The organism is Clostridium sp. CM042, from assembly GCF_055080995.1.
On record NZ_CM143646.1, the window covers coordinates 1,932,940 to 1,959,217 of the forward strand.

28 protein-coding genes and 4 riboswitches are annotated in these 26,278 nt (G+C 31.5%); of the genes, 8 read left to right on the forward strand and 20 right to left on the reverse strand.

Annotated elements, in window-relative coordinates; translation table 11 throughout:
• Window positions 1-167: 167 nt before the first annotated feature.
• A riboswitch (cobalamin riboswitch) is annotated at window positions 168-355 on the reverse strand.
• The 13 genes from ACWJJ7_RS09120 to ACWJJ7_RS09180 form a co-directional block, all read right to left on the reverse strand.
• Window positions 356-523: a hypothetical protein gene (locus ACWJJ7_RS09120; protein ID WP_462961840.1), complete on the reverse strand. Its 168-nt coding sequence runs from the start codon at window positions 521-523 to the stop codon at window positions 356-358.
• A 30-nt stretch (window positions 524-553) separates the two neighbouring features.
• Window positions 554-682 (reverse strand): hypothetical protein, encoded by a 129-nt coding sequence (locus ACWJJ7_RS09125; protein ID WP_462961841.1) that lies wholly within the window; start codon window positions 680-682, stop codon window positions 554-556.
• A 33-nt stretch (window positions 683-715) separates the two neighbouring features.
• A riboswitch (cobalamin riboswitch) is annotated at window positions 716-903 on the reverse strand.
• Between the two features lie 116 nt (window positions 904-1,019).
• Window positions 1,020-1,559 carry a cob(I)yrinic acid a,c-diamide adenosyltransferase gene (locus ACWJJ7_RS09130; protein ID WP_462961842.1) on the reverse strand — a complete coding sequence of 180 codons (540 nt, stop codon included), beginning with the start codon at window positions 1,557-1,559 and terminating at the stop codon, window positions 1,020-1,022.
• 45 nt (window positions 1,560-1,604) lie between these two features.
• Entirely contained in the window at window positions 1,605-1,787 is a 183-nt protein-coding gene (locus ACWJJ7_RS09135; RefSeq protein ID WP_462961843.1) for a helix-turn-helix domain-containing protein, read from the reverse strand.
• Between the two features lie 34 nt (window positions 1,788-1,821).
• Window positions 1,822-2,010: riboswitch (cobalamin riboswitch) on the reverse strand.
• Window positions 2,011-2,050: 40 nt separating this feature from the next.
• Complete coding sequence (locus tag ACWJJ7_RS09140; protein WP_462961844.1) at window positions 2,051-2,374, reverse strand: energy-coupling factor ABC transporter substrate-binding protein; 324 nt, start codon at window positions 2,372-2,374, stop codon at window positions 2,051-2,053.
• A complete protein-coding gene (locus ACWJJ7_RS09145) occupies window positions 2,374-3,126 on the reverse strand; it encodes an energy-coupling factor ABC transporter permease (RefSeq protein WP_462961845.1) in 753 nt (250 codons plus the stop codon). The genes ACWJJ7_RS09140 and ACWJJ7_RS09145 overlap by 1 nt, the downstream gene beginning before the upstream one ends.
• Window positions 3,127-3,189: 63 nt before the next feature.
• Window positions 3,190-4,017, reverse strand: a complete 828-nt coding sequence (locus ACWJJ7_RS09150) for an energy-coupling factor ABC transporter ATP-binding protein (protein WP_462961846.1) — start codon at window positions 4,015-4,017, stop codon at window positions 3,190-3,192.
• A gap of 12 nt (window positions 4,018-4,029) precedes the next feature.
• Window positions 4,030-4,797, reverse strand: a complete 768-nt coding sequence (cbiQ, locus tag ACWJJ7_RS09155) for a cobalt ECF transporter T component CbiQ (RefSeq protein WP_462961847.1) — start codon at window positions 4,795-4,797, stop codon at window positions 4,030-4,032.
• Window positions 4,798-5,136: 339 nt separating this feature from the next.
• A riboswitch (cobalamin riboswitch) is annotated at window positions 5,137-5,315 on the reverse strand.
• Between the two features lie 169 nt (window positions 5,316-5,484).
• Window positions 5,485-6,258: an RNA polymerase sporulation sigma factor SigG gene (gene sigG, locus ACWJJ7_RS09160; protein ID WP_462961848.1), complete on the reverse strand. Its 774-nt coding sequence runs from the start codon at window positions 6,256-6,258 to the stop codon at window positions 5,485-5,487.
• Between the two features lie 269 nt (window positions 6,259-6,527).
• On the reverse strand, window positions 6,528-7,094 hold the full coding sequence (locus ACWJJ7_RS09165) for a hypothetical protein (protein ID WP_462961849.1): 567 nt from the start codon (window positions 7,092-7,094) through the stop codon (window positions 6,528-6,530).
• Window positions 7,095-7,178: 84 nt separating this feature from the next.
• Complete coding sequence (locus ACWJJ7_RS09170; protein WP_462961850.1) at window positions 7,179-7,883, reverse strand: LrgB family protein; 705 nt, start codon at window positions 7,881-7,883, stop codon at window positions 7,179-7,181.
• Window positions 7,876-8,229 (reverse strand): CidA/LrgA family protein, encoded by a 354-nt coding sequence (locus tag ACWJJ7_RS09175; protein WP_462961851.1) that lies wholly within the window; start codon window positions 8,227-8,229, stop codon window positions 7,876-7,878. Before ACWJJ7_RS09175 ends, ACWJJ7_RS09170 begins: the two co-directional genes overlap by 8 nt.
• Window positions 8,230-8,813: 584 nt before the next feature.
• Entirely contained in the window at window positions 8,814-10,364 is a 1,551-nt protein-coding gene (locus ACWJJ7_RS09180; RefSeq protein WP_462961852.1) for a nitrite/sulfite reductase, read from the reverse strand.
• Window positions 10,365-10,485: 121 nt separating this feature from the next.
• On the opposite strand from ACWJJ7_RS09180, the gene ACWJJ7_RS09185 reads away from it, so the two are divergent.
• Together ACWJJ7_RS09185 and ACWJJ7_RS09190 are read left to right on the forward strand one after the other, a co-directional pair.
• Window positions 10,486-11,373: a LysR substrate-binding domain-containing protein gene (locus tag ACWJJ7_RS09185; RefSeq protein ID WP_462961853.1), complete on the forward strand. Its 888-nt coding sequence runs from the start codon at window positions 10,486-10,488 to the stop codon at window positions 11,371-11,373.
• Between the two features lie 74 nt (window positions 11,374-11,447).
• On the forward strand, window positions 11,448-12,962 hold the full coding sequence (locus ACWJJ7_RS09190) for a metallophosphoesterase family protein (RefSeq protein WP_462961854.1): 1,515 nt from the start codon (window positions 11,448-11,450) through the stop codon (window positions 12,960-12,962).
• Window positions 12,963-13,008: 46 nt separating this feature from the next.
• Here ACWJJ7_RS09190 and ACWJJ7_RS09195 read toward each other — a convergent pair whose 3' ends face one another.
• Window positions 13,009-13,212 carry a hypothetical protein gene (locus tag ACWJJ7_RS09195; RefSeq protein ID WP_462961855.1) on the reverse strand — a complete coding sequence of 68 codons (204 nt, stop codon included), beginning with the start codon at window positions 13,210-13,212 and terminating at the stop codon, window positions 13,009-13,011.
• Between the two features lie 280 nt (window positions 13,213-13,492).
• Between ACWJJ7_RS09195 and ACWJJ7_RS09200 the strand changes: the two genes are divergently transcribed.
• The 3 genes from ACWJJ7_RS09200 (at window position 13,493) to ACWJJ7_RS09210 (ending at window position 16,088) form a co-directional block, all read left to right on the forward strand.
• Window positions 13,493-13,615: a hypothetical protein gene (locus tag ACWJJ7_RS09200; RefSeq protein WP_263492332.1), complete on the forward strand. Its 123-nt coding sequence runs from the start codon at window positions 13,493-13,495 to the stop codon at window positions 13,613-13,615.
• A 224-nt stretch (window positions 13,616-13,839) separates the two neighbouring features.
• Window positions 13,840-14,541: an ABC transporter ATP-binding protein gene (locus tag ACWJJ7_RS09205; protein ID WP_462961856.1), complete on the forward strand. Its 702-nt coding sequence runs from the start codon at window positions 13,840-13,842 to the stop codon at window positions 14,539-14,541.
• The gene (locus ACWJJ7_RS09210) at window positions 14,538-16,088 is read left to right on the forward strand and encodes a putative ABC exporter domain-containing protein (protein WP_462961857.1); all 1,551 of its coding nucleotides are present in this window, start codon (window positions 14,538-14,540) and stop codon (window positions 16,086-16,088) included. Before ACWJJ7_RS09205 ends, ACWJJ7_RS09210 begins: the two co-directional genes overlap by 4 nt.
• A 126-nt stretch (window positions 16,089-16,214) precedes the next feature.
• Here the strand turns inward: ACWJJ7_RS09210 and ACWJJ7_RS09215 are convergent, their stop codons facing one another.
• The 4 genes from ACWJJ7_RS09215 to ACWJJ7_RS09230 form a co-directional block, all read right to left on the reverse strand.
• On the reverse strand, window positions 16,215-17,426 hold the full coding sequence (locus ACWJJ7_RS09215; RefSeq protein ID WP_462961858.1) for a YgeY family selenium metabolism-linked hydrolase: 1,212 nt from the start codon (window positions 17,424-17,426) through the stop codon (window positions 16,215-16,217).
• Window positions 17,427-17,657: 231 nt separating this feature from the next.
• Complete coding sequence (gene yedF / locus ACWJJ7_RS09220; protein WP_462961859.1) at window positions 17,658-18,254, reverse strand: sulfurtransferase-like selenium metabolism protein YedF; 597 nt, start codon at window positions 18,252-18,254, stop codon at window positions 17,658-17,660.
• 192 nt (window positions 18,255-18,446) lie between these two features.
• Window positions 18,447-19,424: a 2-hydroxyacid dehydrogenase gene (locus ACWJJ7_RS09225; RefSeq protein ID WP_462961860.1), complete on the reverse strand. Its 978-nt coding sequence runs from the start codon at window positions 19,422-19,424 to the stop codon at window positions 18,447-18,449.
• 234 nt (window positions 19,425-19,658) lie between these two features.
• Window positions 19,659-20,369, reverse strand: a complete 711-nt coding sequence (locus ACWJJ7_RS09230) for a hypothetical protein (RefSeq protein WP_462961861.1) — start codon at window positions 20,367-20,369, stop codon at window positions 19,659-19,661.
• A gap of 164 nt (window positions 20,370-20,533) precedes the next feature.
• Between ACWJJ7_RS09230 and ACWJJ7_RS09235 the strand changes: the two genes are divergently transcribed.
• Entirely contained in the window at window positions 20,534-21,025 is a 492-nt protein-coding gene (locus tag ACWJJ7_RS09235; RefSeq protein WP_462961862.1) for a metallophosphoesterase family protein, read from the forward strand.
• Window positions 21,026-21,205: 180 nt separating this feature from the next.
• On the opposite strand, the gene ACWJJ7_RS09240 is transcribed toward ACWJJ7_RS09235, so the two are convergent.
• Window positions 21,206-21,418, reverse strand: coding sequence for a heavy-metal-associated domain-containing protein (locus ACWJJ7_RS09240; RefSeq protein ID WP_462961863.1), 213 nt, complete (start codon window positions 21,416-21,418; stop codon window positions 21,206-21,208).
• 256 nt (window positions 21,419-21,674) lie between these two features.
• Window positions 21,675-23,420, reverse strand: coding sequence for a methyl-accepting chemotaxis protein (locus tag ACWJJ7_RS09245; protein ID WP_462961864.1), 1,746 nt, complete (start codon window positions 23,418-23,420; stop codon window positions 21,675-21,677).
• A 424-nt stretch (window positions 23,421-23,844) separates the two neighbouring features.
• Here ACWJJ7_RS09245 and nuoE point away from each other — a divergent pair, with 424 nt between their 5' ends.
• Both nuoE and ACWJJ7_RS09255 read left to right on the forward strand, forming a co-directional pair.
• Complete coding sequence (nuoE, locus tag ACWJJ7_RS09250; RefSeq protein ID WP_462961865.1) at window positions 23,845-24,324, forward strand: NADH-quinone oxidoreductase subunit NuoE; 480 nt, start codon at window positions 23,845-23,847, stop codon at window positions 24,322-24,324.
• 14 nt (window positions 24,325-24,338) lie between these two features.
• Window positions 24,339-26,234 (forward strand): NADH-ubiquinone oxidoreductase-F iron-sulfur binding region domain-containing protein, encoded by a 1,896-nt coding sequence (locus ACWJJ7_RS09255; protein ID WP_462961866.1) that lies wholly within the window; start codon window positions 24,339-24,341, stop codon window positions 26,232-26,234.
• Window positions 26,235-26,278 lie beyond the last annotated feature (44 nt).

Here is a 26,278-nt window from a genome sequence, read left to right on the forward strand (position 1 = left end):
TACCTTTCTCTGTAAAATAATTATAAATTTCCCCCACAAAAAATTAAGCCCTTTAGCATTTATGCTAAAGGACTTGACAACAATACTAACTATATTTGTAAAAAACACAAAATATAAAATGCATTTCCATACAAATATGCGTCACACCCCCTATCACTCGTAGCGTTCTTGGTGCATTAATAAAGGCAGGTCTTCTGACTTTGGATCATAGTCGCTTTAATCCTTCCCAACAAAATTGTCAGTGGTATAATTTAAAGCTTCTCACCATTACAGCGGCGGGACCGTTCAGGATTTTCACCTGATTCCCTTTTAAATGAGATGCAAAACATCTCATACCTTTATATGCTATATCAAATTACTTTCTTTTAAACGTTTCTTTTAATCTCTTCCATAAAACCTTTTTTAATTGAGCTTTATTTATAACAGAGTTTTTATTAAATTCTTTCATAATAACCCTATCGGCTTCTCTATTTCCCGTTATATTTACAATAAATTCTTTGCCTAAGTTTTTGTACATATTCATAATAATTCCCCCTTCAAACTCTAAATATTATTAACTTAATTTTAGAATTTGAGGCGGTTCTGGGAAACATCCATATGCACCAGCTCTTTTTAAATTTAAATACATAGTACTGAATAAATCATCTAATGAAAATTTCTTTAACTTATTTATTTTACCCATATTTATAACACCTCCCAACATCCACGTGAGTAATCAGTATTGTTACTTATGGCAGGTCTCCTGACTTAGTATCATTACAATTCGCATCCTTCCCATTTTATAAATAGTGGATATATAAGCGAATTTGCTCCTCATTACAGTGACGGGTTCGTACAAGATTTTCACTTGTTTCCCTTTTAATTTTAAGATACAACTTTAAAACCATAAATCGTTTATTTAATTTTCAATATAAACATGATGATACATCAATCATAAGTTATGCTTGTTATTCCTTTTGCCTTAAGCTTCTAACTTATTTTTTCATAATTAAATCATCACCTGCGGTGCTAAAATGTCGTTAAAACTCTATACCCTCTCTAGATGGTACTCCTTCATTAAAATAATGCTTAATGTCCTTCATCTCAGTTACAAGGTTTGCTTTATCTATTATAGCTTTAGGTACATCTCTTCCTGTTAAAATCAACTCTATATTATCAGGTTTATTATCCATTAATTCTAGTAGTTGTTCTTCACTTATTAGTTGGTTGTTCAATGCTCCCATTACCTCATCCATAATAAGTATGTCGCATTTTTCTTCTTTTAATGCTTCCTTGCAAAATTCATAACCCTTTTGTACTTCTTCTTTTAATTCATTTTTTTCCTCTGCATTTAATGTCCAAAAAAACCCTCTTTTTTTCTCAAACCTAAATATATTAAAAAATGGAGCCAGTTTTTTTGCACTTTCAATTTCACCAGTTTTACTTCCCTTTAAAAACTGTACCATAAATACAGTATATCCATTTCCTGCTGCACGTACAGCTAGTCCTACAGCTGCAGTTGTTTTCCCCTTGCCATTCCCCGTATAAATTTGAACATATCCATTTTTTAATTTTCCCATTATATTCATATCTCCTTGTTTCAGCATATGCATACATATACTTTATTATCTCAGGGTTATATTATATTTTTTTATTTTATATTGCAGGTCTTGTCTTGAAATACTTAGCTCTCTTGATGTTCTGCTAACATTATTTTCGTTTTTATTCAGTGTTTTTTCAATAATTTCCTTTTCAATATTAGCCATATAACTAACCAACTCGAATTTTTCTTCTATATTTACCACCATATTTTGAAAACACCTCCCTATCTCTCGTAGAGTTAACTGTGTATAATTATAGAAAGGTATTCTGGCTTAAGTCTCATTGCCCTTAAAACCTTCCCAGTTTCCCAGTGGTATTTTTTATAAGGACTCCTCTTTTACAGCGGCGGGACCGCGCAGGATTTCCACCTGTCTTCCCTTTTAAACCAAAGCAATTAATACTTTAATTACCCATAATTATAATATTAAATCAATAAATGATACTTTCATCCCAATTATATGAAAAAGCATTATTCAATTTTATTCCCCTGATTTTCTTTTTTAGTTCTCTCTACGAATCTTCCCAGGAAAAAGAATAGAACACCGACTCCAATACCTGTCTGTAGACAAAAGAGTAAACTCTCAATTTCGCCTGGTAATTCTCCGCCAACCCAAGTTTCCATAACCGGTTCAAACCAAGGCTTATACTCAGTACCTGTAATCTCGGAAACTACTTTACTTCCTGCATCATCTGAGCCACCGAATTCAGCACCCTTTAATGCGAATAATGGTATAATGGCAATTAATGCAGCAATAATTAATAAAATGATAACCTTTTTTTTCGTCTTTACCATTAATTTTCGCCTCCCTTTAGGAATCCAAGTTCTGTTAATTCGGATTTTGCATATGTTTCAAGACCCATAATGATGACAACGGTGAGAATACCCTCGATAATTGCCAGTGGAAGCTGTGTCGGTGCAAATACTGCAAGGAACTTGACTACAGATGCTGCGATACCACCGTTCGCAGACGGATACGCAAGTGCAAGTTCAAAACTTGTTACACAATAGGTTAATAAGTCACCGATTGATGCTGCCAGAAAAATACCTACATATTTATTGACTTTGAGCTTCTGGCATGATTTGTAGATTACATAAGTAATAAGCGGTCCTGCAATAGCCATAGAAAACGTATTAGCACCAAGAGTGGTCAGTCCGCCATGAGCAAGCAAAATTGACTGGAAAAGTAGTACAATGATCCCCAGTATGCTGACTGCCATTGGTCCGAATAAGATTGCACCAAGTCCAGTACCCGTCATATGTGAGCAACTTCCTGTTACTGACGGAATCTTTAAAGATGAAAGCACGAAAATGAATGCGCCTGACATAGCAAGAATAGTGATGGATTTACGGTTCTTTGCTAATGTTTTCTTAATTGATAAGTAACCTGCTACTAAGAATGGAACGCATATAACACCCCATATAATACAGGATTTTGGTGGAAGGTACCCTTCCATGATGTGCATTGCATTAGCTGCCGGGGCTACCCCGAAAATTAATGCGAAAGCAATCGCAATAAAGACAATTTTCTTTTCTTTCTGATTCATTCTTTTCCTCCTCTATTGTTTTTAATTTATATTAATCTAAGCTAAAACGCCTAGAAAATCCAACTATTTTTCAAACATTTCCTTGAACTCTTGCGTACTTTTCGGATAGGCTTTAGTATCTTCCAACAGATGTTTTTCTACAAGTAATTCATAGATTTCCAGCACGGTTGGCTGTTTTAGATTTGCCTGTTTCAAAATTTCTGTGTTTTGAAAAATCTCTAAAGGTGTTCCATCAGCGATAATTTTCCCTTGGCAGAATACAAGGATTCGCTTAGCCCATCGGTATGCGAAATCTACATCATGGGTGGAAATGAGCATTGTCTTGCCCTCTGAACCAAGCTTGGCCAAAACTTCTTCTAACATCAGTGCATTTAAAGGGTCCAGTGATGCAGTCGGTTCATCAAAGATAATGATTTCTGGTTTCATAGCAATGATGCCCGCAATGGTGACGCGCTTCTTTTCACCGCCACTCAAATAGTGTGGCGGACGATCCTTGAAATCTGATATGTTCATGTATGCTAGTGATTCCTCAACTCGCTTGAGTACTTCCTCTTTTGGAAGCTTTAAATTCATCGGCCCGAATCCAACTTCTGCCCTAACTGTAGATGCGATTATTTGATTGTCCGCATCTTGAAATACAATTCCGATATTTTTTCGAAGTCCTTTTAAATTCTTTTTATTAACGATAGTACCCCGGTAAATTATTTTTCCCTGTTCAGGTGTAAATACACCGTTTATGTTCAAGAAAAATGTAGATTTTCCAGATCCATTGGAACCAATGACGGCGATTTTCTCACCTTCATAGATATCCACACTTACGCCGTCCAATGCAGACTTGCCATTTCCGTAGACGTAGTATAGATCTTCGACCTTTAATATTGATTTCCCCATAATAGCTCCTTTCTATCTTGTAACGCCCCATATCAGAATCAAAAAAATTATAAATGCTACTGCAGAGGCTATCTGTATTGTCTCTACCTTTTTATCTTCATCCAAAAATATAAGATCTCCATCATAGCCTCTAGCCTCCATGGCATCATAATAAGCGTTTGCCTTTTTCAACGAAATAACCAGCATATTGCTTGCAATGCTTCCAAATGTATAGCAGGAAGTTTTAAAATCACAGTAGCCCTGACGGGATTCTGCAGAATTTTTCATTTTAGTATAGACATCCATTAAAATGAAAATGTAACGATAAATGAGGTTCATCAGCTCTACAATAATCTTTGGCACATGTGCCTTTCGAAGCACATAGATAATCTCGGAAGATGGAGTCGACAGTGTCATCATCTGTAGGGCACTGATAGCTGCAAAAACCTTCAGAATCAAAAATGCCACTTCCTTAAGCTTTGCCTGGGAAGTAAACACATAGCAGAAGCCAAGATACATGTTATACTGCCCCATCGGCTGCTTTGAAAAATCAATAGCAATTGTAAAAGTGCCAAGGAGGATAAAGATGATTGGAATCGCCAGTATTGACAAGTATTCGTTTACTGGAAGCTCTCCTTTTACAATAGTCAGGTAGGCCATTGCAATAATGACCACAACGGATACATAGGGGTTTTCCAACACAATACAAAGAATCAGTATCGCAGCAGAAAGAGATACTTTAAAAGTAGCATTCCAGTGTCTGATTTTAGAAGTATAAGCATAAAAATCAATTTTGCCCATTTAACATCTCCTTTAAATTTTTACCCCATGGCAGCATTCTGGAATAATTCAGAATAATTAACGGATGAAGCATAGTAAACAATGACACAGACAATCTGATTTAAAACTCCAAGTCCAGATAATTTAACTCTAATTGCATTGACGCAACAGGCCAAAACGATGATATTCTGCCTAATGATGTTATAGACCCGTTTTGACAGTTCATAATATAGGCCTGTCTACAAAACAAAAAGCCTTCTAACTAAAGCGTTAGAAGGAAACGATTCAAAAATATGCTTAATCATATAAAATCAACAAACAAATTTTCATTATAAAGCCTTCTCTATCACTCGTAGAGTTTTTAGTGCAAAAATATAGGCCGGTATTCTGACTCAAGAATCATTATTTAAGTACGCCTTCCCCGTTTACGAGTGGCATAATGCACTTAAATTCATCTATTACAGCTACGAGATAGTTCAGGATTTTAACCTGATTCCCTTTTAATTAATCTTAATTAACCCTATATTTTATTATTTAATTTTTATAATTCTTTCACGCATGTCTCAATACATAATAAGCTTATTATTACAAAAAATCAACTACTTTAGTTGCAAAAAGATAATATTTTTCAAATTTTCACAAAATAATACATTATACTGTATTCTGAAATAAATGCTACAATAAAAAAAAGGGACCCACTAGGGGACCCTATACATACTTTCTCATGTGCTTTAATGCAGTTTTTTCCAGTCTAGAAACTTGTGCTTGGGATATACCTATCTCACCTGCTACTTCCATTTGAGTTCTTCCATCGAAGAACCTTAAATTTAAGATTAACTTTTCTCTAACATTTAATTTTTTCATTGCCTCTTTAATTGATATATTTTCAAGCCAATTATCATCTAAATTTTTTGTGTCACTTATTTGATCCATTACATAAATTTCATCTCCACCAGCGTGATAAATTGGTTCAAATAAAGATACAGGATTTTGTATAGCATCTAAAGCAAACACTACGTCTTCCCTTGGTAATTCTAATTCTTTTGCTATTTCAGTTACAGTAGGCTCTTTATTGTCTTTATTCACCAATCTGTCTCTAACTTGTAATGCTTTATATGCAATATCCCTTAATGATCTACTAACCCTTATTGAGTTATTATCTCTTAAATATCTTCTTATTTCCCCAATAATCATAGGAACTGCATATGTTGAAAATCTAACATTTAGACTTAGATCAAAATTATCAATGGACTTCATTAAACCAATACAGCCAACTTGAAATAAATCATCTACGTTTTCTCCTCGATTATTAAAGTGCTTTATCACACTTAAAACCAATCTTAAGTTTCCTTTAATAAATTTTTCTCTACACTCATACTCGCCATTTTGTATCCTAAATAGTAGCTCTTTCATTTCCTTTTCTTTTAGTACAGGTAATTTCGAAGTATCTACACCACATATTTCTACTTTATTGAATACCATAAGGTCATCATTCCCTTCAGAGTAATTGCTTCTAAATTATGTCCTTATGGTTTGCTTTTTATACTACAGACAACCTTATATCATTTTATTAATTATATATCTTGTTTTTTCATTTATATATTTTGATTTGAAAAGCATACATAACAACGTATCTATATCCACTCTAGTTAAGTAGTTAGAGAAAAATTAAAAGAAAACTTCAGTGGGAGTATAAATCTCCTACTGAAGTCTTTAATATTGCAGCATCGCAATTTCTTTAATTCTACGCATTACTTAAACTTATTTAAGCTATCTATTAATTCATTAAAATTCTTTTTAGCTACTATTTCTCTGTTCTTAAAATTGCCCATTTTTTGTTTATTAAATTTTTCACTTTTATCCAGATTTACTAGTTCCTCTTTTATAGTTTCTCTAAGACTTGGAATAATATTTATTATCTTTTTTATTCCATAAATATATTCATCATCATAAAGCTTGAAACATTTAAACAAACCTGATGTAAGTCTCCCATCTGAAAATATGTAAATATATCTATCACTCATTTCATCTGATAAATCGACTTCAATTTTATGCTTATACAACCTAAATATAACATCTTCTTTCTCAATGAAAACAGGAAATATCATAGAAAAAAGTACCTGTATTTCTTCTTCTTGCGCAACCAATCCTGAAAAATCGCTTTCATTAAGTTTTTTAACTATATCATCTGTAAAAATACATTTGCGTATTTCTTTTCCCAACTTACTCCTTAGTTTTTGCTCCTTTTCATCAGATAATAAATTGTCTATTGAATCAATTAATTTATTTAGTGGACCTATAATCTCATTTTTTTTCATAATGAAAAAACCTCCTTAATCATACATACACTATATATATAAACTTAATTTGATCGAATCCAAAATATAGCGTATTTCAAGAAATTATTTTAAGAACGCAAGAAACATATTCCATAAAAGAGGATATAAAAGGACAGCTACAATTCCTGAAATAGCCATAGTTATACCACTCATCGCTCCCTCTGTTTCTCCTATTTCCATAGCCCTTGCTGTTCCCAGTGCATGAGAAGATGCTCCCATGGCAATTCCTAGGGCAACTTTATCATTAACTTTAAAAATTTTATATAAAAACGGTCCTACAATTGAGCCTACAACACCTGTCATTATTATAGCTACAACTGTAATTGATGAAAGTCCACCTAATTGATTTGACAACGCTATTCCTATAGGCGTTGTTATAGACTTAGGTATTAAAGATTCAATAAGTACATTGGAAATCCCAAATAATTTAGAAAGAAATACTACACATACAATACCAGAAATAGCACCACTGAAAATTCCTATAAGTATTGGAATAGCATTTTTTTTAAATAAAGAGAATTTCTTATACATCGGCAAAGCTAATGACACTGTAGCAGGATATAAAAAAAATGAAATTATTTTACCTCCATTATTATAGTCTTCATATTTAATATGTAGCTTTGTCAAAAAAAATATTAATATAATAATGGCTATCAATAGTGGATTGAAAATTGAAAGTTTCCCTTTCTTCTTTATGTAAATCCCAATTTCATAAGCAATAAGGGATATTATTACACCAAAAACTGGTGAAGTAATTAAATCATTCATATAAACGTCCTTTCCTTAAAAATTTGACTACGAGCGCTGTTACAATCCAAACTAAACATGTGGAAAGAACAACTATAATTATAAATGGTATCCATTTTCCTTTTAATACACCAAATGCTGTCATTAGACCTACTCCAGCGGGAATAAAGAAAAAAGACATATTTGATAGAAGGAACTCACAAACTTCTTCTATCATTTCAATCTTAACTATTCCTATTTGCAGCCCCAAAAACAGTAAAATAAGTCCAATAACCGCCCCCGGAATTGGCAATTTGAATATAATTTGTAATATAGTTCCAACAATATATGGAATCAAAATAATCATTAATTGTCTTAAGTACTTCATTATTTCACCTACTTATTATAAAATGTTGTCATGCACATAATTCAAAAATCTATTTATGTACTTTTCTTATTAAAGATTATAAAATTTTTACCTATTTATAAATGTAATCTCTTGTCAGAGGTAAATCATTATTTACACCTTTAGCAAATAATAAGACTCCCATCCCAAAACTTAATTTCAAATGGATCAGAAAACATATTTTTCAATAAAGTTTTTTAAAATAATTTATCAGTAATCAAAATTTATCACCCCTTAATTAAATATTAATATAATTTACTAGTAATTAGTTACTTTCTTCACAATTATATCAACTAGTCTTCTTAGGTATACCATTTTTTTAACTAGCGGTCAAAAGCAACCCATAGAAGGCTAGTACTTAGTAAACGATAATCATAATATAATTAATATCAAACTCTATCATATACTTACTTTTTCTAATCAAAACTCTATTATCATAAACAACACTTACTTCCAACCGTTACATCTTAATTAACCACTTTTCTAACAAAAAAGATAGCAATCATCCATATTACCTCATTGTTAATATTATCTCCACAAATAAATATCAGTATAGGAATAAATCCCTATACTATATATTTATTTATAATTTCATTAACCTCATATGCATTTTTTTCAGCCCAACTAGTGAAGCCTTTATTATCATTAGATGCAGCACTCGCAAGTTCAAATAAAAATTTTGGTACCTCAGCTTGCTTAACATCACCGTAATATTTACCTAGCTTTGTTTTACCTATCCCAAGCTCTCCCCCAAAATGTAATTCGAATACATTTATAAGCTCATCTTGAACCTTTTTCTTTTTACCGCAAAACCCAATTGTTCCTATTTCGTGTACAGAACAAGAATTAGGACATCCTGATATATGAACACGAGGCAATATATCTTTTGTTAAATTATTTTCTTTAAAATAGCTTAGTATTTCCCTTAAAGTATGCTGACTTTCTAAAATCCCCATCTGACAAGTAGGAACTCCTATACAAGCAATAGAACATTCCAGTGAAGTATTTCCGCCCATTTTATCTGTTAGCTCAAGAAATATTTCAGCTTCTTTCCCATTCAAATTTCTAATGTATAACCCCTCTGACATAGCTAGTCTTATCTCTACTTCATTCATGACTTCTATTTTATCTATTATTAGTTTCAAATGCTCACTTTTTAATTGCCCACCTATTGGATGTACATACACACTGTATAATCCCTTTTGTTTTTGAGTAAATAGTCTTGGACTTCGCATCGAGGTTTCAATTCCAACTTTGTCGTAGATTTTGGTTTCTACCTTGATTTTTAAATTTTCTCTAGTCTTAACTTTTTCCAAATAACTATTATAGCAGTTCACAAATTTCTCCTCGCCCATTCTTTCCATAATATATCTTACGCGAGCTCTTCCTTTGTTAATGTGGTCGCCTTCATTAATAAAAAGATCTGTTATTGCTTCAACATGATATAAAATATCTTCTGGCTTAATTAACTGTTCTCTCTTCGCAGAGAGTTTTGAATTGTTCCCCATTCCACCACCTAAATATACTTTAAAATATTCCGTTCCATTTTCTTTAACCGCTAAAAATCCCAAATCAGTAGCAGTTACATGTGCCTCATCTTTTTCATTACTTGAAAATGCAACTTTAAATTTTCTTGGAAGTTTATATGTATATATCTTACTTAAAAAATGGTCGCCTACAGCAGTTGCATAAGGTGAGACATCAAACACATCTTTTTCCTCTACTCCAGATAGCGGTGAGACTGACACATTTCTAGGAAAATTACCGCCGGATCCCCTTGAATATAACCCTTTCTTTATACCTTCTTCCATTGAATCACAAACTTCATCAATAGTAATTCCATGTAGTTGTATTGCCTGACGAGTAGTTAGATGTATACTATCTAATTTATATCTTTGTGCAAATTCATATATTAATTTAAGATCTTTTATAGAAGCTATTCCTGATGGTATTCTAAATCTTATCATAAATTTCTTGCCACTACGCTCGGCATACACGCCCATACCACCTGAGGCGCCTTTAAAGTCCATTTTACTTGTTTCCCCATTTAAAAATTTATGTCCAAGCGCTCTAAAACCCTCAACTTCCCCAAGAAGAATTTTATTTAAAGTTTTCATCTATATCAATCCTTTCCTATTGCAACATTATTATGACTATAGTATACTGTTTTTTAACCAATAAGTATAATACAGATTTTATATAATACTTATTAATATTTCTGATAGGTAGGTGATAATTTTGATTGAGGAATTAAAAACTTTTATTGCTGTTGTAGATAAAAAAAGTTTCACAAAGGCTGCGAAGAGCATCAACATATCTCAGCCTAGCGTAAGCTTACATGTTGTAATTTTAGAAAAACACTTCAATACAAGACTAATAGAAAGATCAAATAAACAGAGAAGTATATTAATTACACAAACTGGAGAAATGTTGTACAAAAAAGCTAAACAAATAATCTCCCTAATAGATGACACAAAAGAAGAACTTAACAATTATCATAATTCCACCTCTGGCACTTTAAAGATTGGCGCAAGCATGACTATAGGTGAATTTTTACTGCCCTCAATACTAGGAGATTTTATTAAAGAGTTCCCAAACATAAAACTAGAAGTTGCTATTGAAAATACCCATAATATTTATGAAAAATTTATAAACTATGATATTGATATTGCTTTAATTGAAGGCAGCGTCCCTGTGCATAACTATACTTTCAAAAATTTTTATAAAGATACAATGGTTCTTGTAACTCCAAATTCCTTTACCTATGACCAAAATATTGGACTTAAAACCTGTTTGTCAAATCAAACTTGGATGCATAGAGAAGAAGGTTCTGGCACTGGTGAATATCTAAATATATTTTTAAATACAGAAGGCATATCTCCAAAAAATTTCATTATTCTCGGAAGTAATTACTCCATTAAAGAAGCTGTTAAAAACAATTTAGGTGTAACTTTTATTTCATCTTTAGTAGTAACTGAGGCCGCTATTAACAATGAACTTAAAATTATACCTACCAAAACAAAATACAATAGATTTTTCTCTTATTTAGTTCATGAAAAAAATCTATCTAGGATTGCAACATTATTTGTTGAGAAATTAGAAAAGTGTAGCCCTATGAATAAATAATGCTTAATTTTAATTATCAAGCATATCAATAATAGAAGTGCTTTTATTTTATAAATAAATGGAGGACTGATATTATGTCAATAGCTTCAATTAATGGTGACTCGTATACCCATATTTATACCACTCCTAATACAGGTAAAATAACCGTATTTGAACAAGAAAGAATAAACCATGGAAATATATACATTAAATTCACTCAATATATTCACATCAGAGGTACACAATATGCAAAATACACAAACAAAGATATAAGTTTTGAAACAACTAGAATCGAGTTAAATGATAAAGCAAGATTTATAACTTCACCATCTAATATATCAGATTGTCTTTTGTTAAGAGATTTAGAAGCACTTGTTATAGATCATAAATCTAGAAAAGTTAAAATAGTAACAAGAGATCAATATAATTGTATTATACACACTTTATTACTTCTTAATGTTTCAGGGAAGGCAACTACAGGTCTTTTACTAGATATATATAATCAACAATATATTGATAATTTGCAACAGAACGCTCCACTTACGGGAGGATTACAACAATATGCAATCAATGATATTCAAGAAACACAAAAGAAAGTAGTTGATATTAGTACAAATGATACAATACAATTTGCTTTTGCAACAGACCTTCATGCTGATGATTATTTAAGTTATTATGACCAAATTCAAAGACATTTAAAATCAATCGTAGATATTCAAAAATATGGAATATTGGATTTTATTGCTATAGGTGGTGATTTACATTCCGGTGTTTATCCAGATAAAGAAAATCCTAAAGGGAAATTAAGCGAACTTACTAAGACTTTAAAAGAGTCTAAAATACCAGTACTTATACTTCATGGAAACCATGATGATAATAGTTATAATGTTGTTGCACCTGTTAATCCTATTTTATCTAGTATAATAACTAAAAAAGAATGGTTCAACAGAATGATTAGACCTTTTATGAACGGAGAAATACATGATACATGCGATAGTATGAGTCTTTATTATTATAAGGATTTTTATGATAAGAAAATTAGAGTGATATGCCTGGATTCAACAGACTATCCAATAATTATAAATGATGATGGCACTATGAAATGGCACGGACAAAACTTTTGGGGATATGGAGCAAGACAAGTACAGTGGCTACAAAGTGAAGCACTTAATACATTAGAAAAAAACGATTGGTCAGTTGTAGTACTATCCCACATGGCTACAAGAGATACAGATTTAATGTTTAATGGATATGATCCATATAACGGTAATCTAGTTGAAGGATTGTTGAAAGCATTTATGAAGGGCTTAACATTTACAGGAACTACTACAGGCGATTATGGTGTTACAGTAAATGGAAACTTCATGAGCCAAGGTCCAAGAAAAATACTATGTTATGTCTATGGACACACTCACACTGATAATAATAATAAACCTATTGATTTGGGATGGAATTTTATTAATACTGCTTCTTGTTATAGTGCAGGAGTTGCAGGAAGAGCTATAGGTACAAGTACGGAAGACTTATGGGATGTTATTGTTGCAGATAAAAGTTCGAGTGTTGTCGATTGCTTTAGGTACGGATATGGTGTTGATAGACATATAATATAATCTATACTAAAAAATGATTTTAAGGCAGGATTATCCTGCCTTAAAATTATTTTTTAGTAGTACCTTTAGATGCTTCTGAACGTTCATTTAATTGTTGCTTTTCTTCTGGAGTAGCATCACTAGGGCCACTAGTCATGTTGGACATATTATACATACTAGTCACATCGCCGTTTGAAGCACCGCTAACACCTTTATTTGATTCCGATTGTTTATTCATTTTTTTTATTTCTTCTAAATCATTTTTATTCATAAATATTCTCCCTTCTAATGTACAAAATACACTGCACATATCCAATGCATTATATAGTTTACCCATTTTGTGATATAATATTATGGTTATAAATTGTTAACAATATTGACACTTAAATGCAACACTTATTTAGTAGTATTAATTTATATAGGAATATGTTGCTGCAACGATAGTATAAAACAAGACACGCAAAATATAGCTAATAAGAATTTACATCATACCAGTATTAGATTGAGATTTATAGTATGGCCAATAATTGCTGAAATGGAGACAAATAATTATGAAACCTGAAAACGAAAATGTGTCTGAAATGTCGGAAAATACTTCTATTTTAATTACTCTGTGTGTTGTCGCCTTAGTTCTAGCACTTGTTGGGGTTAAAATAGTAATAACAACTATGTAACTCAAGGGTATGCTAACGCTACCATTATAAATTAATATTCTTGCAATTAACCCCAAGAATATTTGAACCACCTTTGGATCTAAATCAAATATATTTCACAATAAATTAGAACCATCCTAGATATTAAATTTAGGATGGTTCTTTCTACTTAAATACAGACCTTGCCTAAAGATAACTGTTTTGTTATAATTATGGTGATTTTACCTATTTAAGGAGATGAACATATGCTTACTGTACAAAACCTAAGTAAAAAATATTCTAAGGAATTAGTTGTAAACAATATTAGCTTTCAAGTAAATGAAGGTGAAATTGCTATTCTTTTAGGCCCAAATGGTGCTGGAAAAAGCACCACAATAAAATGCATTGCTGGACTATTAAAATATGATGGATATGTTGAAATTTATGGTCACAAAAATAAGAGTGTTGAGGCAAAAAAGTTATTTTCCTATGTTCCAGAAGTTCCAGCTATGTTTGATTTGCTCACAGTTTATGAGCATATAGAATACATGGCCGCCGCTTATGGTATAAATGACTATAAGGAAAAAGCTGAAGAATTACTTAAAAGATTTGATTTAAGTGATAAAAGAAATAAGCTTGGAAAAGAGCTATCCAAGGGTATGATGCAAAAGGTAAGTATTTGCTGCGCCTTAATAATAAATCCTAAGGTAGTATTATTTGATGAGCCTTTAATGGGCTTAGATCCTAAAGCAATAAAAGAGCTAAAGAAAGCAATAAAAGAGCTCAAAGAAAAAGGTTCGGCTATTATAATAAGTACCCACATAATAGATAGCGTTGATGATTTCTGGGACAAGGTATTGGTAATGAAAAACGGAAATATAGTTCTCTCTGGTACAAAGCAAGAGCTTATGAATAGGAATGAGACCTTGGAAGAACTCTTCTTTGATGTAACTGAGGATGACTTATGAAGCCATTATTTTATATAATAAAAAAATCTATAAGAAATTTTTTATTAGAACTAAAGCGAAAGCCAGCAAAGCTAATTGCCTATATTATAGTTCTTATACTTTTGTCACTAACTTTTATTTTTGGCAGCAGTAATAGCAGCGAACAAAAGATTTTAGATCCGGCGTTGTACACTACTATTGTAGTAATTATTATTTTACTGTTCACCGCACCGGACCTCTATTCCTCAATAAATAATGGGGCCACTTTTTTTAGAGGTGCAGACATAAATTTAGTATTTACATCTCCTACTAGTCCTCAGAAAGTTTTAGTATATGGATTTTTAAAACAAATATATACTTCATTTATAGCGGTATTTTTTATTTTATTTCAAGGACCTAACCTTTATCGTTTTAGTAATATCAAGCCCTATGGAATTATAGTAATTATCTTTGGATTATTCATTATGCTCATTTTTAACTCAATACTAAAGATATTATTATATTCAATAGCTTCTAAATGTGAAAAAAATAAGATTATGTTAAGAAACACTTTTAAATTTTTAGGAGTATCTCTAATTATAGCGTACTTTGTAGAATTATATATATCTAGGTCACCAGCTAAGGCTATTATGTCATTGCTAAATAGTCCTGCCATTGCTTATATTCCTGTATACGGTTGGATAAGATCAATTATAATGTCTTCAATGAATGGCATACATCCAATATTATTTGTTTATATAGCTCTGATTGTTGCGTCTGGAGGCCTTTGCAGTTATTTAATTTACTCTATGGAACTTGACTATTATGAAGATGTTTTAGCTTCAACTGAATTAAAAGAAACAGCTATCTCCGCCACGCGTCGAGGTGAGCGAGTATTTGTACAAACGGGTAAAAAAACTAAAATAAGAAAAGTTCAGTACACTAAAAAAGGAAAGTTTGCCTCTGCTATATTTTGGAGACAAATATTAGAGTATAAAAAGACTGGTTTTGCATTGATAAATATAGTGTCTATTATTTACGCAGTTATAGCGATAACTGCTGGATTATTTAGCCCTATAAAAGATTTAAAAATAGTCTTAGGTGGCATGATATATCTTCAATTATTTTTCACCTTTGCTAGTAAGTGGCAAAAAGATATATCAAACCCATATATTTACACATTGCCAGACCATGCCTTTAAGAAGGTTATCTATGCAACTGTAGTTGATAACCTTAAAAACCTTATTGATGGAACTATAGTGTTTGCAATAACAGGAATATTATTTAAAAGTAGTATCATTCTTATTCTTCTTAATATAATAGCATTTGTATCAATAGGTTCTCTTTTCGTCTATGGTGGAATCCTTACTAGAAGAATTTTAGGCAGTGGTAATAACATAGTATTTACATCTCTTATAAGAATTGCAATCTTACTTTTAATACTAGCACCTGGTATAGTTCTTCTGATAGCATTATATAGTTCTAAAGGAATGCTCATAGCCTACACCACGTTTATCAGCTATAATCTTATATTTAGCAGTTTTATAATATTCTTGGGTAAGGGAGTATTTGAAAATATTGAATTATAGTGATATATGCAGTATTATCCGCCTTTAAAAAGCCGGAAATAATATTTAGTTTTTACAATTTTATTTTTTTATGTTAATTAGGTACAGGCGACATATATATGTCGCCTGTACCTAATTAATCTCTATTTAAAATTCCTCTCTGCTTACATATAAACTAGGAATAACTGCATACATAGCTGCTGCCTTTACTAACTCACTTTTCCAAGTTCTTTCATTTGGAGAATGTGCCTCTTCTTCATGCCCTGGCCCAAATCCAATACAAGGTATATCATATCTACCCATGATAGAAACCCCATTTGTAGAAAGTGTCCCTTTGTCAACTACAGGCTCCTCATTAAATAAACCTCTATAGCCGACTACTAATGTTTCGCAAACTGGATGGTCCTCATCTATTACCCAAGCTTGAAAATAAGCAGCTGCTGGGTAAACAACTCCCTTATAGGAAGGTTTTTCGTAATCATACATAGAAACCTCAGCTTTCATATCTTCCACTGATGGAAGATTTCTTATTTGCTCTAGGGCATCATCATACGTTTCTCCATTGGTTAATCTCCTATCTATTGATATAGTGCAACTGTCTTCCATCGCACTTCTTGATGAAGAAGTAAAAAACACCTCAGAAACAGTTAAAGTTCCTTTCCCCAAAAAATCATCATAATGTAATCTTTCATTAAGCTCTTTCAAATCATCTAAAAAAGGTGCCATTTTATAAATAGCATTTTCTTCTCGCTCTGTTGTGCTGCCATGACAACTCAAACCATGAGTAATTACTTTTATCTCCATTCTTCCTCTGTGCCCTCTATATATATTGCAGGAGGTAGGTTCTGTAATCACAACAAATTCGGGCTGAATCTTATCTTCATTTATCATGTACTGCCAACAAAGCCCTTCACATTCCTGTTTTTGTAGCGTACCTGTAATAAGCAGAGTATAGTCACCTTGTAAGTTTAAGTCTTTAATAATTTTCCCAGCATAAACCATAGAAGCCATACCACCCTTTTGGTCACTTCCACCACGTCCTACGATTACTTCCATGTCTTCATAGCCTTTGTATGGGTCATACTGCCATAGTTCCTTATCTCCTATCCCTACTGTATCTACATGTGCATCAATAGCAATAACATGTTTACCATGCCCTATAGTTCCTATTATGTTTCCCATATTATCTATGTCTACCTTATCAAATCCTACTTTCTGCATTTCCTCTTTTATTCTCTCAACAACTCTACGTTCATCGCAGCTCTCACTAGGAATAGCAATCATGTCGCGAAGAAACCTTGATATGTCGCCTTTGTATTCTTCCGCTTTCTTTAATACTTTTTTAAAATCTAAATTCATAGAAAACCCTCCTTCTATTCATCTATATTTTTTGTTATTTATTTGAATGTGCCTCAATCATAGTTTAAATGTATTACTATAGTCTCTGCACCTAATTTTCTAATAGCTTGGACATAGCTCATATTCTATTTTCGTGTTATTTTACATTTATTTTTTTACTACTACCAATATCATATTAATTAATATATAAAAAAATTACTTAACAGAGAAAATAAAAAAAAGCCTTATAATCTAAGGCTTAATAATTTTATGAGCAGCATTCATTTTTTCAACAATGTTATACATATTTGTAATTTGTCCAACAGACAGCTCATCTTCTAACTTATAATAATTTAAACATGTTCCGCAAGATAAAATTTCCACTCCCAAACTTTCTAATTTTTGCAAGCTATCTAACACTGAAGATTGTTTAGTTGGAAGTTTTACCCCTCCATTATAGAAAACAATAGTAGATGGGGTTTGTTCTGCTTCTGCCAAAGCATAAATAAAACCTTTAATTAGAACTTGTCCTAATTCATCATTCCCTTCTCCCATTTTATCAGAAGATATAACAACTAATGTGCTTTCCTTTTTCTCATTTTCTAACCCTTTAACAGGTTCATCTGAACCTAATCCTTTTATAATTTTAACCTCATGATGATATTCATTAATAGTTTTAGAATCCCATTCATATCCCATTTCCTTGGCCATTTTTTCTAAATTTTTCTTAGCCATTTCATTATCTACAATAACTAATATGGTTTCATCTTTTTCAACTGCTTTAAGCGCGTTTATAGCTTCTATAACTGGCACGGGACAAGTTTTTCCTTTAGCATCAATTCTTATCATATAATTTGCCTCCCATGGTAAAGTCAAGATTTTGAAGTTTAATTTCATCCTATAAATGTTTTCTATTTTTCTGAATCATTTCATTATATTACCATTCTATAAAATAAAAGTCAATAAAGTTCTCAGAATGTTTTTGCAATTAAAAAATCACTTCCCTTCACTGGTCTGAATGGGAGTGATTTATTGGAAACATTATTTTAATACTTCCACATTAACACAAGTATCCGGCTTTTCACCATTCAATACTTTAATAATATTATTGGCCGCAGTTAATCCCATATTTGTTCTTGTTTCCATCGTAGCCGAAGCAATATGTGGAACAATTGCAACATTGTACATATCGAGAAGCTCTGGTTCAATGTCTGGCTCATGTTCAAATACATCAAGCCCAGCTCCCCATATTTCACCTTGCTTAAGCGCTTTAACTAATGCTTTTTCATCAATTACTGGACCACTACATGTATTAACAATAACTGAAGTGTTTTTCATCATAGAAAATTCATTTTCACTAATATAGTGTCTGGTAGAAGGTGAAAGTGGTACATGTAATGAAACGAAATCCGCTTCCTTTAATAATGTTTCTTTATCCACATAAATAGCACCCAATTCTTTTTCCATTTCATAATTTCGCAACAAATCAGTATAAAGTATCTTCATATCAAAAGCCTTGGCTTTCTTTGCAAAATTAAAACCAATTCGCCCTGATCCTACAAGTCCCAACGTCTTACCCGTGATTTCACGTCCAAGAAACATCATAGGATCGCAAGATTGAAAAGCACCATTTCTTGTAAATTTATCTGCTGCAATGATTCTTCTAGATACAACCATAAGCAGTGTCCATGCTAAGTCAGCAGTAGCATCGTCTAGCACCTGCGGAGTGTTTGTAATTATTACTCCTCTCTGGGTCGCTGCGGCTATATCAATATTGCTGTACTCTACTGCGTAGTTAGCAAATATCTTACATTTTTCACCAGCTGTCTCAAATACCTCTTTATCAATATTATCAGTCAATAGACATAAAACTGCATCCTTACCTTTTACCTTTTGAAGCAGCTCTCCTCTTAATAAAACTCTATCTTGTGGATTGATTTCTACATCAAAATGCTTTTTTAAAAGCTTAATAGCATCATTGGGAATCATTCTTGTTACGTAAACCTTCTTCTTATCCATATATTACTCCTCCTATAATTCTAAAATTGACCTCCGACTTGTAGTAATAGTTTTTTATTAATTTTTAACTTTTTTCATTATATATATATATATAAATTGCAGAGGCTATAATAAGCGATGTTCCCATAAAACTTAAAAAATCTGGTACTTCTAACCAAACTATAAATCCTATAAGTGCAGAAAAGACTATACTAGTATAGTCATAAATTTAGCTTTAGGTTTGTTGTCCATTCTTCACAACTTCTCAAATATAAGTTCATTTTTAATCTTTCCTACTTCTTTTATAATCTTCATTTTTCTAAAACAATAAGTAATTTTTCTTGCCTTATATGCCGTAACTTTCAATGTTTTCGCTAATTGTTTATTGGTAAAATTCACTGGTAGTTCTTTTGGTAAAAATTCTAAAAAATCTTTTACTTCTCTAAATGTTATTTTATCTACTACTTCTAAAAGCTTTCTATCCACAATACTTATACCTTTTCTTCTCCAGCTTCCTTTGCCATCCTTGCACCGTATCTCTTCTTCTTTAGTCATTAAGATTTCTAGTATAAAATTTTCTTCCGCCATTAAATCAGGTATTCTAATTAGCTCATCAAATAAATCAACCACTTTACCTTTTTTAGGAGATTTTCTTCTACTAATTACTTTATTAGGTTTTTCTGTTGTTACTATATATTTTTCAACAGCTATAGGGTGTACTAGCATAACCTTATTGTACTTAACCAATTCTCTAAGCTTGTTGCCAATTGCACTAAAATTTTTCGTTTGTATTTCAATTAATGAATCTTCCCTTACTAAATCAATTATATATTTGTCTACTTTTACTTCTAATCTATCCCCTTGCACCGCATACCATTGCTTAATGGACGAGTGCAATGATTTCTCATTTTTTATATTTATTCCTGTTTGCTCTAAAATTAAGACTGTATCTTCTATTTCCCCCATTTTTTCTCCTTGCGCTTTAATAAATATTTAAAAGTTCACAATAAATCTAAAAATATACTCTTTTTATTTATACAATAATTATAACAGAAATCTTATATACCGCACATACTAATTATGTAGCAAATAATAATATAAAATACTATAATATTATAAGGTGATGAAATATGAAAATTGCGATATTATCTGATACTCATGCGAAAAAACATAATGATAAACTTTTTAAATTAATAAATAATATATCTAAAGAAGCTGATATGATAATTCATACAGGTGATTATATTTCCTCTAGTGTAGTGTCAAAATTAAAAGAGCATAAGAACTTTGTTGGAGTATGGGGAAATAATGATAAAAGATACATCAGAGATTTACTAAAAGAAAAAGTAATTATATCTGTGGAAGGATATAAAATTGGTTTATACCACGGACATGGCAATAGCAAAAACACACTAAATACAGCCTATGATAAATTTATTGATGATAAAGTAGATATAATCATCTTTGGACACACTCATCAGCCACTTATTTTAACTAAAAACAAAGTGCTCATGATAAATCCTGGTTCGCCCACGTGTAAGAGACGTGAACCATGGTATTCTTATGTTATTTTAGAAATACAAGATAAGAAAATAAATGTTCAATTAAAATTTTATAATTAATATTTTTATATTGATTAAAGAAAATACATCTGTACCTTCTTAAAAAAGTTCATATAAATATTGGGTAAATAATTTTTTATAATTATTTACTCAATATTTATAGTTTCCACGTATAATGGACATGAAAAAGTAGACAGAAAAAAAGCCTACCAATATTGGCAAACTTTTTATTTTTTTATATTAATCTTCTTCTACCTCAGTAACTTCATATCCTATTTCTTCAATAGCTTCCGTAATGTCATTATCAGTTACTTCATCTTCAAATTCTGCTACTGCAATTTTTTCTTCTAAATCTACTTTTACTTTACTAGCACCAATATCAAGTAATGTCTCCTTTACATGGCTTACACAATGTGAACAACTCATTCCATCAATATATATTTTTTTCTTCATTTAAACTACCCCTTTCTATTGTTAATTCATATTATTATATATGTTACATTCTAAATTATATAATCAATAAGTCAACTTATTTTTTTAAATTTTTTTTATCTACCTGTATTTAATAATAATCCTGAACTAAAATTAATATTTAGTATTGCAACATAAACTCAAACAATATATACCAAAAATAGTCAAAAATTCAATGATTATGGGTATATCTAAAGTATTATATCCAAAAATTTAAAATAAATTCTCTTTTTTTCCTTTATTTTAACTTTAATTTTGACAGCCTCTTCATTAATTCTAATGTAGAATTATCCAATTCATTTAATACAAGTTTCAAATTTGTTACCTCATTTACTTGGTTCTCGATGCTTGCTGCCACACTTTCTGTAGCCTGATTATTTTCTTTTGAAATATTTGATAAATTTTTAATTTGGTTATTAATAGTAGCTGTATTGGCCGACATTTCCTCGGTGGCGGATGATACCTCTTCTACTTTTTGTGAAACAGTGCTAATAGAACTAGCTATTTTATCAAATTTACTAGCTGCTATTCCCATATAACTATATACCTCTTTGACTCTGTGTGCAACGCCTTCCATAGAACCACCCGCATCTGATATTCCTCTTTGAACCTGTTTAATAAGTTCAGATATTTCTTCAGCCGATTTTGATGATTTTTCTGCTAATTTTCTTACTTCATCTGCAACTACTGCAAATCCTCTTCCTTGTTCTCCTGCTCTTGCCGCCTCTATGGAAGCATTTAGTGCTAATAAATTGGTTTGCTCAGATATAGCTGTAATAGCATCTACTATACCATTTATTGCTTCTGATTTTTTATCTAGCACTTTAACTAATTGTGAAGTACTCCCTACTTCCTCTACTATTTCTTTAGATTGGCTTGCAAGTTCCATCATAGTCTTATTTCCTTCACTTGCATTTTCTTTAGCTTCAATTGCTTGTTCTGTAACCATTTGAGAGTTATTAGCAATTTGAGCTACTACATCATTAATATAATGAATGTTACTAGCAGAGCTATTCAATTCTTCTGTCTGCTGATCTATTTTTGAAGCAATGTTTCCTGTCAACATGTTCATTTCTTTAAAACCTTCTACATTTCTATCGAATGCATCCGTAAATTTACCTTTAATCTCATAAATTTTGTTAGAAGTTTTGCTAACATGAACTAAAAGTTCTTGGAATGTATCTAACATTTTATTAGTACATTCTGCTAATTCACCTATCTCATCATTACTATCTATTTGGATTCTTTTTGTTAAATCACCTTCTAAATTAGACATATCCTGCATTTTTTCTACTAACATATTTATTGATTTAGTGTGTCTTTGGGTAATCTTATTCACCATTAATTTTATTATTGAAAGAACTATAATGGAAAGTATAATTACCCCTAGCAAAATTAATAGTTGCATTTTCAATATAGCATCTAATTTAATTTTCAATACAACTAATGTATTCTTTCCCTTTTGTGTCTTTATAGGGATATAAGTACTCACTGAGGATGTCCTATCAATTACATCCCTCTGCACATCTGAAATTGTTGATTTACCAGTTTTTAAAGCCTCTTCAACTATTGCTTTATTAGGATTGTCTTCAAAAACATCTCCAAATTTAGCGGGATGTTCTATAGATTTATCTACAATGTATGTCCACTTGTTATCTTCATTTAAAGTAACAATAGATATTTCTTGTATAAAATTCTTTCCCTTATCACCTAAAAAAGTTATTCCATCATTAAGCTCCTTGTAAACTTCACTATTCTCTTTTTCACTTAAAAGCTTATCATAATCTACTTTTTCTAGCCTGTTTGTAATTGTTGTAGTGATTGTTGGCCCTACAGCTACAACTATTTTGCTAATAGCCGATTGAAGCAATAAATATGTAGCAATACCTATTATTAAAAATATAGAAATTATTAGTATCATTATTCTTTTGCTCAATTTACCACTTATAGAGGTTTTCTTTTTCTTATTCACAACTTTGCTCATGTTAATTCTCTCCTTCTATGAAAAAAATTCCTTTCTTTATATACTTATTTTGTTAAAGTATTACTTACTAACCAATATTATCATATTATTCAAAATTAATATACAAAAATCGCTTTGAATTTCACTGTTTTTTCTGCGTTTTGACGGCTAAATCTAAACTTCGATTTTATTTTACATTATATAATTTTTAATATAATTCCACTTTATTTTAAAATTTTTATAATATTCTTACTTTTGTTTATATTAATATAAATTAACTTAATATGTTAGTAGATTTTTCGATTAAATTCTATTATACTATATTTAATGCATCATGCTTGAAATTTGTACAATATATAAATAATAATTTTTCTATATATATATTCAATGTAATCGTTAACTTTTAAATATATGTAATCATACATCTTAAAGGAGGTATATTTTAGTGTGTTGTAATAGTTTAACCCAAGAGAATTTTAAAATTTTAGAAAAATTTGTTAATGACCTTCCAAATAAAGAAGGTGCCCTTATCGAAGTACTCCACAAAGCACAAGGTTTATTTGGATACTTACCTCAAGAGGTACAATCTTTTGTAGCTGAAAAATTAGACATTTCAGTTTCTAAGGTTTATGGCGTTGTAACATTCTATTCTTATTTCACAATTAAGCCAAGAGGAGAGAACGTAATAAATGTTTGCATGGGAACTGCTTGTTTTGTTAGAGGTTCTGCAGATGTACTTGAAGAGTTTCAAAAGAAGTTAGAAGTTAAAAATGGCGAAACTACTGGTGATGGTAAATTTACATTAGGCTCATTAAGATGTGTAGGTGCTTGTGGTCTTGCACCTGTAGTAACTATAAACGATAAAGTTTATGGCCACGTTACAGTAGACCAAGTAGATGAAATACTAGCTGAATATGCAAAGTAGGAGGGGGAAATACATTGAATAAAATTAATTCAATTGATGAACTTAAAAGTATTCAAAATAGATATAGTACATTACTAGAAATGAGAAAAATAAATGAAGAACTTGAGCAGGCTTCTGTAGGTAATAGATGCTTAAGGTCTTTATCAATTTGTGGTGGTACAGGATGCATGTCAGCTCAAAGTGATGAAATATTATCAAATCTTCAAAAAGAAATTGTAGCCAATGGATTAAGTGATGAAGCAACTGTTAACATAACTGGTTGTTTTGGATTCTGTGAAAAAGGTCCAATCGTTAAGGTTTCTCCCGATAACGTATTTTATGTTAATGTTAAACCTTCTGACGCTGCTGAAATAGTTAAAGAACACTTATTAAAAGGCAACGTTGTTGATAGACTTTTATTTGAAGACCCCAGTGTAAAAGTAAAAATAAAAAAACAGGAAGATATGCCTTTCTATAAGAAGCAAGTAAGAATTGCTCTTAGAAACTGCGGACTTATTAACCCTGAAAATATAAAAGAATATATATCTGAAGATGGTTATTTAGCATTAGGTAACGTAATTACGAAAATGTCCCAAGATGATGTTATAAACCTAATGATTGATTCAGGTTTAAGAGGCAGAGGAGGCGGTGGCTTCCCAACAGGTAAGAAATGGGCTTTTGCAAAAATATATGATGCTGATCAAAAATATATAATTTGTAATGCAGACGAAGGAGACCCAGGAGCTTTCATGGATCGTTCTATTCTTGAAGGTGACCCACACAGTGTTCTAGAAGCTATGGCGATAGCTGGTTATAGTATTGGTGCTTCAATTGGCAATATTTATATAAGAGCAGAATACCCACTTGCAATTAGTAGGTTAAGAACAGCTATAGGCCAAGCTCGCGAACTTGGCCTTCTTGGAAAAAATATTTTGGGAACTAATTTTAGTTTTGATATAGAGATTAAATATGGTGCTGGCGCTTTCGTATGCGGAGAAGAAACTGCTTTGATTCAGTCTATTGAAGGTGAACGTGGAGAGCCAACTAATAAACCACCATTCCCAGCTCAAAGTGGATTATGGGATAAACCAACATGCGTTAACAATGTTGAAACCCTTGCAAATATCCCAGCTATCATTAACAAAGGCGCCGCTTGGTATAGTTCTATAGGAACAGCAACATCTAAAGGAACAAAAGTTTTCGCTCTTGCTGGTAAGATTAATAACGTTGGGCTAGTAGAAGTTCCAATAGGCACTACCCTCCGAGAAATCATTTACGATATTGGTGGCGGAATTAAAAACGGCCGTGAATTTAAAGCTGTTCAAACAGGTGGTCCATCAGGCGGATGTATTACAGCAGAATTTCTAGATACTCCTATTGATTATGAATCACTAAGTACTATAGGCTCTATGATGGGTTCTGGCGGTATGATTGTTATGGATGAAGATAATTGTATGATTGATATAGCCAAATTCTACTTAGAATTCACTGTAGAAGAGTCTTGTGGTAAGTGCACTCCTTGTAGAATAGGAAATAAACGCCTTCTTGAAATGCTCGAAAAGATTTCAAAAGGAAACGGAACAAAAGAGGACTTGCACAAACTAAACTCACTTGCAAATACCATCAAGGATACTTCACTATGTGGGCTCGGACAAACTGCTCCAAATCCAGTATTAAGCACTATTAAATACTTCCTTAGCGAATATGAAGCTCACATATATGATAAAACTTGCCCTGCTGGGGTATGCAAGAACTTATCGAAATATTATATCACGGGTAATTGTATCGGTTGTACAAAATGTGCAAGACAATGTCCTGTTAAGTGTATCAGTGGAAACATTAAAACATTACATGTTATTGACCAAGATAAATGTATTAAGTGCGGTGCATGCCTAGTTGCATGTCCAGTTAATGCAATTATTAAAAAATAATATGGCAATAGATATTAAAAATATAAAAATATAAGAAAGAGGTG

Bases quoted from the DNA above. Each gene is read 5' to 3' on its own strand.
- ACWJJ7_RS09120 (WP_462961840.1), bottom strand. From the start codon at position 523: ATGAATATGTACAAAAACTTAGGCAAAGAATTTATTGTAAATATAACG.
- ACWJJ7_RS09125 (WP_462961841.1), bottom strand. From the start codon at position 682: ATGGGTAAAATAAATAAGTTAAAGAAATTTTCATTAGATGATTTATTC.
- ACWJJ7_RS09130 (WP_462961842.1), bottom strand. From the start codon at position 1,559: ATGGGAAAATTAAAAAATGGATATGTTCAAATTTATACGGGGAATGGC.
- ACWJJ7_RS09135 (WP_462961843.1), bottom strand. From the start codon at position 1,787: ATGGTGGTAAATATAGAAGAAAAATTCGAGTTGGTTAGTTATATGGCT.
- ACWJJ7_RS09140 (WP_462961844.1), bottom strand. From the start codon at position 2,374: ATGGTAAAGACGAAAAAAAAGGTTATCATTTTATTAATTATTGCTGCA.
- ACWJJ7_RS09145 (WP_462961845.1), bottom strand. From the start codon at position 3,126: ATGAATCAGAAAGAAAAGAAAATTGTCTTTATTGCGATTGCTTTCGCA.
- ACWJJ7_RS09150 (WP_462961846.1), bottom strand. From the start codon at position 4,017: ATGGGGAAATCAATATTAAAGGTCGAAGATCTATACTACGTCTACGGA.
- cbiQ (WP_462961847.1), bottom strand. From the start codon at position 4,797: ATGGGCAAAATTGATTTTTATGCTTATACTTCTAAAATCAGACACTGG.
- sigG (WP_462961848.1), bottom strand. From the start codon at position 6,258: ATGGTATTCAATAAAGTAGAAATATGTGGTGTAGATACTTCGAAATTA.
- ACWJJ7_RS09165 (WP_462961849.1), bottom strand. From the start codon at position 7,094: ATGAAAAAAAATGAGATTATAGGTCCACTAAATAAATTAATTGATTCA.
- ACWJJ7_RS09170 (WP_462961850.1), bottom strand. From the start codon at position 7,883: ATGAATGATTTAATTACTTCACCAGTTTTTGGTGTAATAATATCCCTT.
- ACWJJ7_RS09175 (WP_462961851.1), bottom strand. From the start codon at position 8,229: ATGAAGTACTTAAGACAATTAATGATTATTTTGATTCCATATATTGTT.
- ACWJJ7_RS09180 (WP_462961852.1), bottom strand. From the start codon at position 10,364: ATGAAAACTTTAAATAAAATTCTTCTTGGGGAAGTTGAGGGTTTTAGA.
- ACWJJ7_RS09190 (WP_462961854.1), top strand. From the start codon at position 11,448: ATGTCAATAGCTTCAATTAATGGTGACTCGTATACCCATATTTATACC.
- ACWJJ7_RS09195 (WP_462961855.1), bottom strand. From the start codon at position 13,212: ATGAATAAAAATGATTTAGAAGAAATAAAAAAAATGAATAAACAATCG.
- ACWJJ7_RS09200 (WP_263492332.1), top strand. From the start codon at position 13,493: ATGAAACCTGAAAACGAAAATGTGTCTGAAATGTCGGAAAATACTTCT.
- ACWJJ7_RS09205 (WP_462961856.1), top strand. From the start codon at position 13,840: ATGCTTACTGTACAAAACCTAAGTAAAAAATATTCTAAGGAATTAGTT.
- ACWJJ7_RS09210 (WP_462961857.1), top strand. From the start codon at position 14,538: ATGAAGCCATTATTTTATATAATAAAAAAATCTATAAGAAATTTTTTA.
- ACWJJ7_RS09215 (WP_462961858.1), bottom strand. From the start codon at position 17,426: ATGAATTTAGATTTTAAAAAAGTATTAAAGAAAGCGGAAGAATACAAA.
- yedF (WP_462961859.1), bottom strand. From the start codon at position 18,254: ATGATAAGAATTGATGCTAAAGGAAAAACTTGTCCCGTGCCAGTTATA.
- ACWJJ7_RS09225 (WP_462961860.1), bottom strand. From the start codon at position 19,424: ATGGATAAGAAGAAGGTTTACGTAACAAGAATGATTCCCAATGATGCT.
- ACWJJ7_RS09230 (WP_462961861.1), bottom strand. From the start codon at position 20,369: ATGGGGGAAATAGAAGATACAGTCTTAATTTTAGAGCAAACAGGAATA.
- ACWJJ7_RS09235 (WP_462961862.1), top strand. From the start codon at position 20,534: ATGAAAATTGCGATATTATCTGATACTCATGCGAAAAAACATAATGAT.
- ACWJJ7_RS09240 (WP_462961863.1), bottom strand. From the start codon at position 21,418: ATGAAGAAAAAAATATATATTGATGGAATGAGTTGTTCACATTGTGTA.
- ACWJJ7_RS09245 (WP_462961864.1), bottom strand. From the start codon at position 23,420: ATGAGCAAAGTTGTGAATAAGAAAAAGAAAACCTCTATAAGTGGTAAA.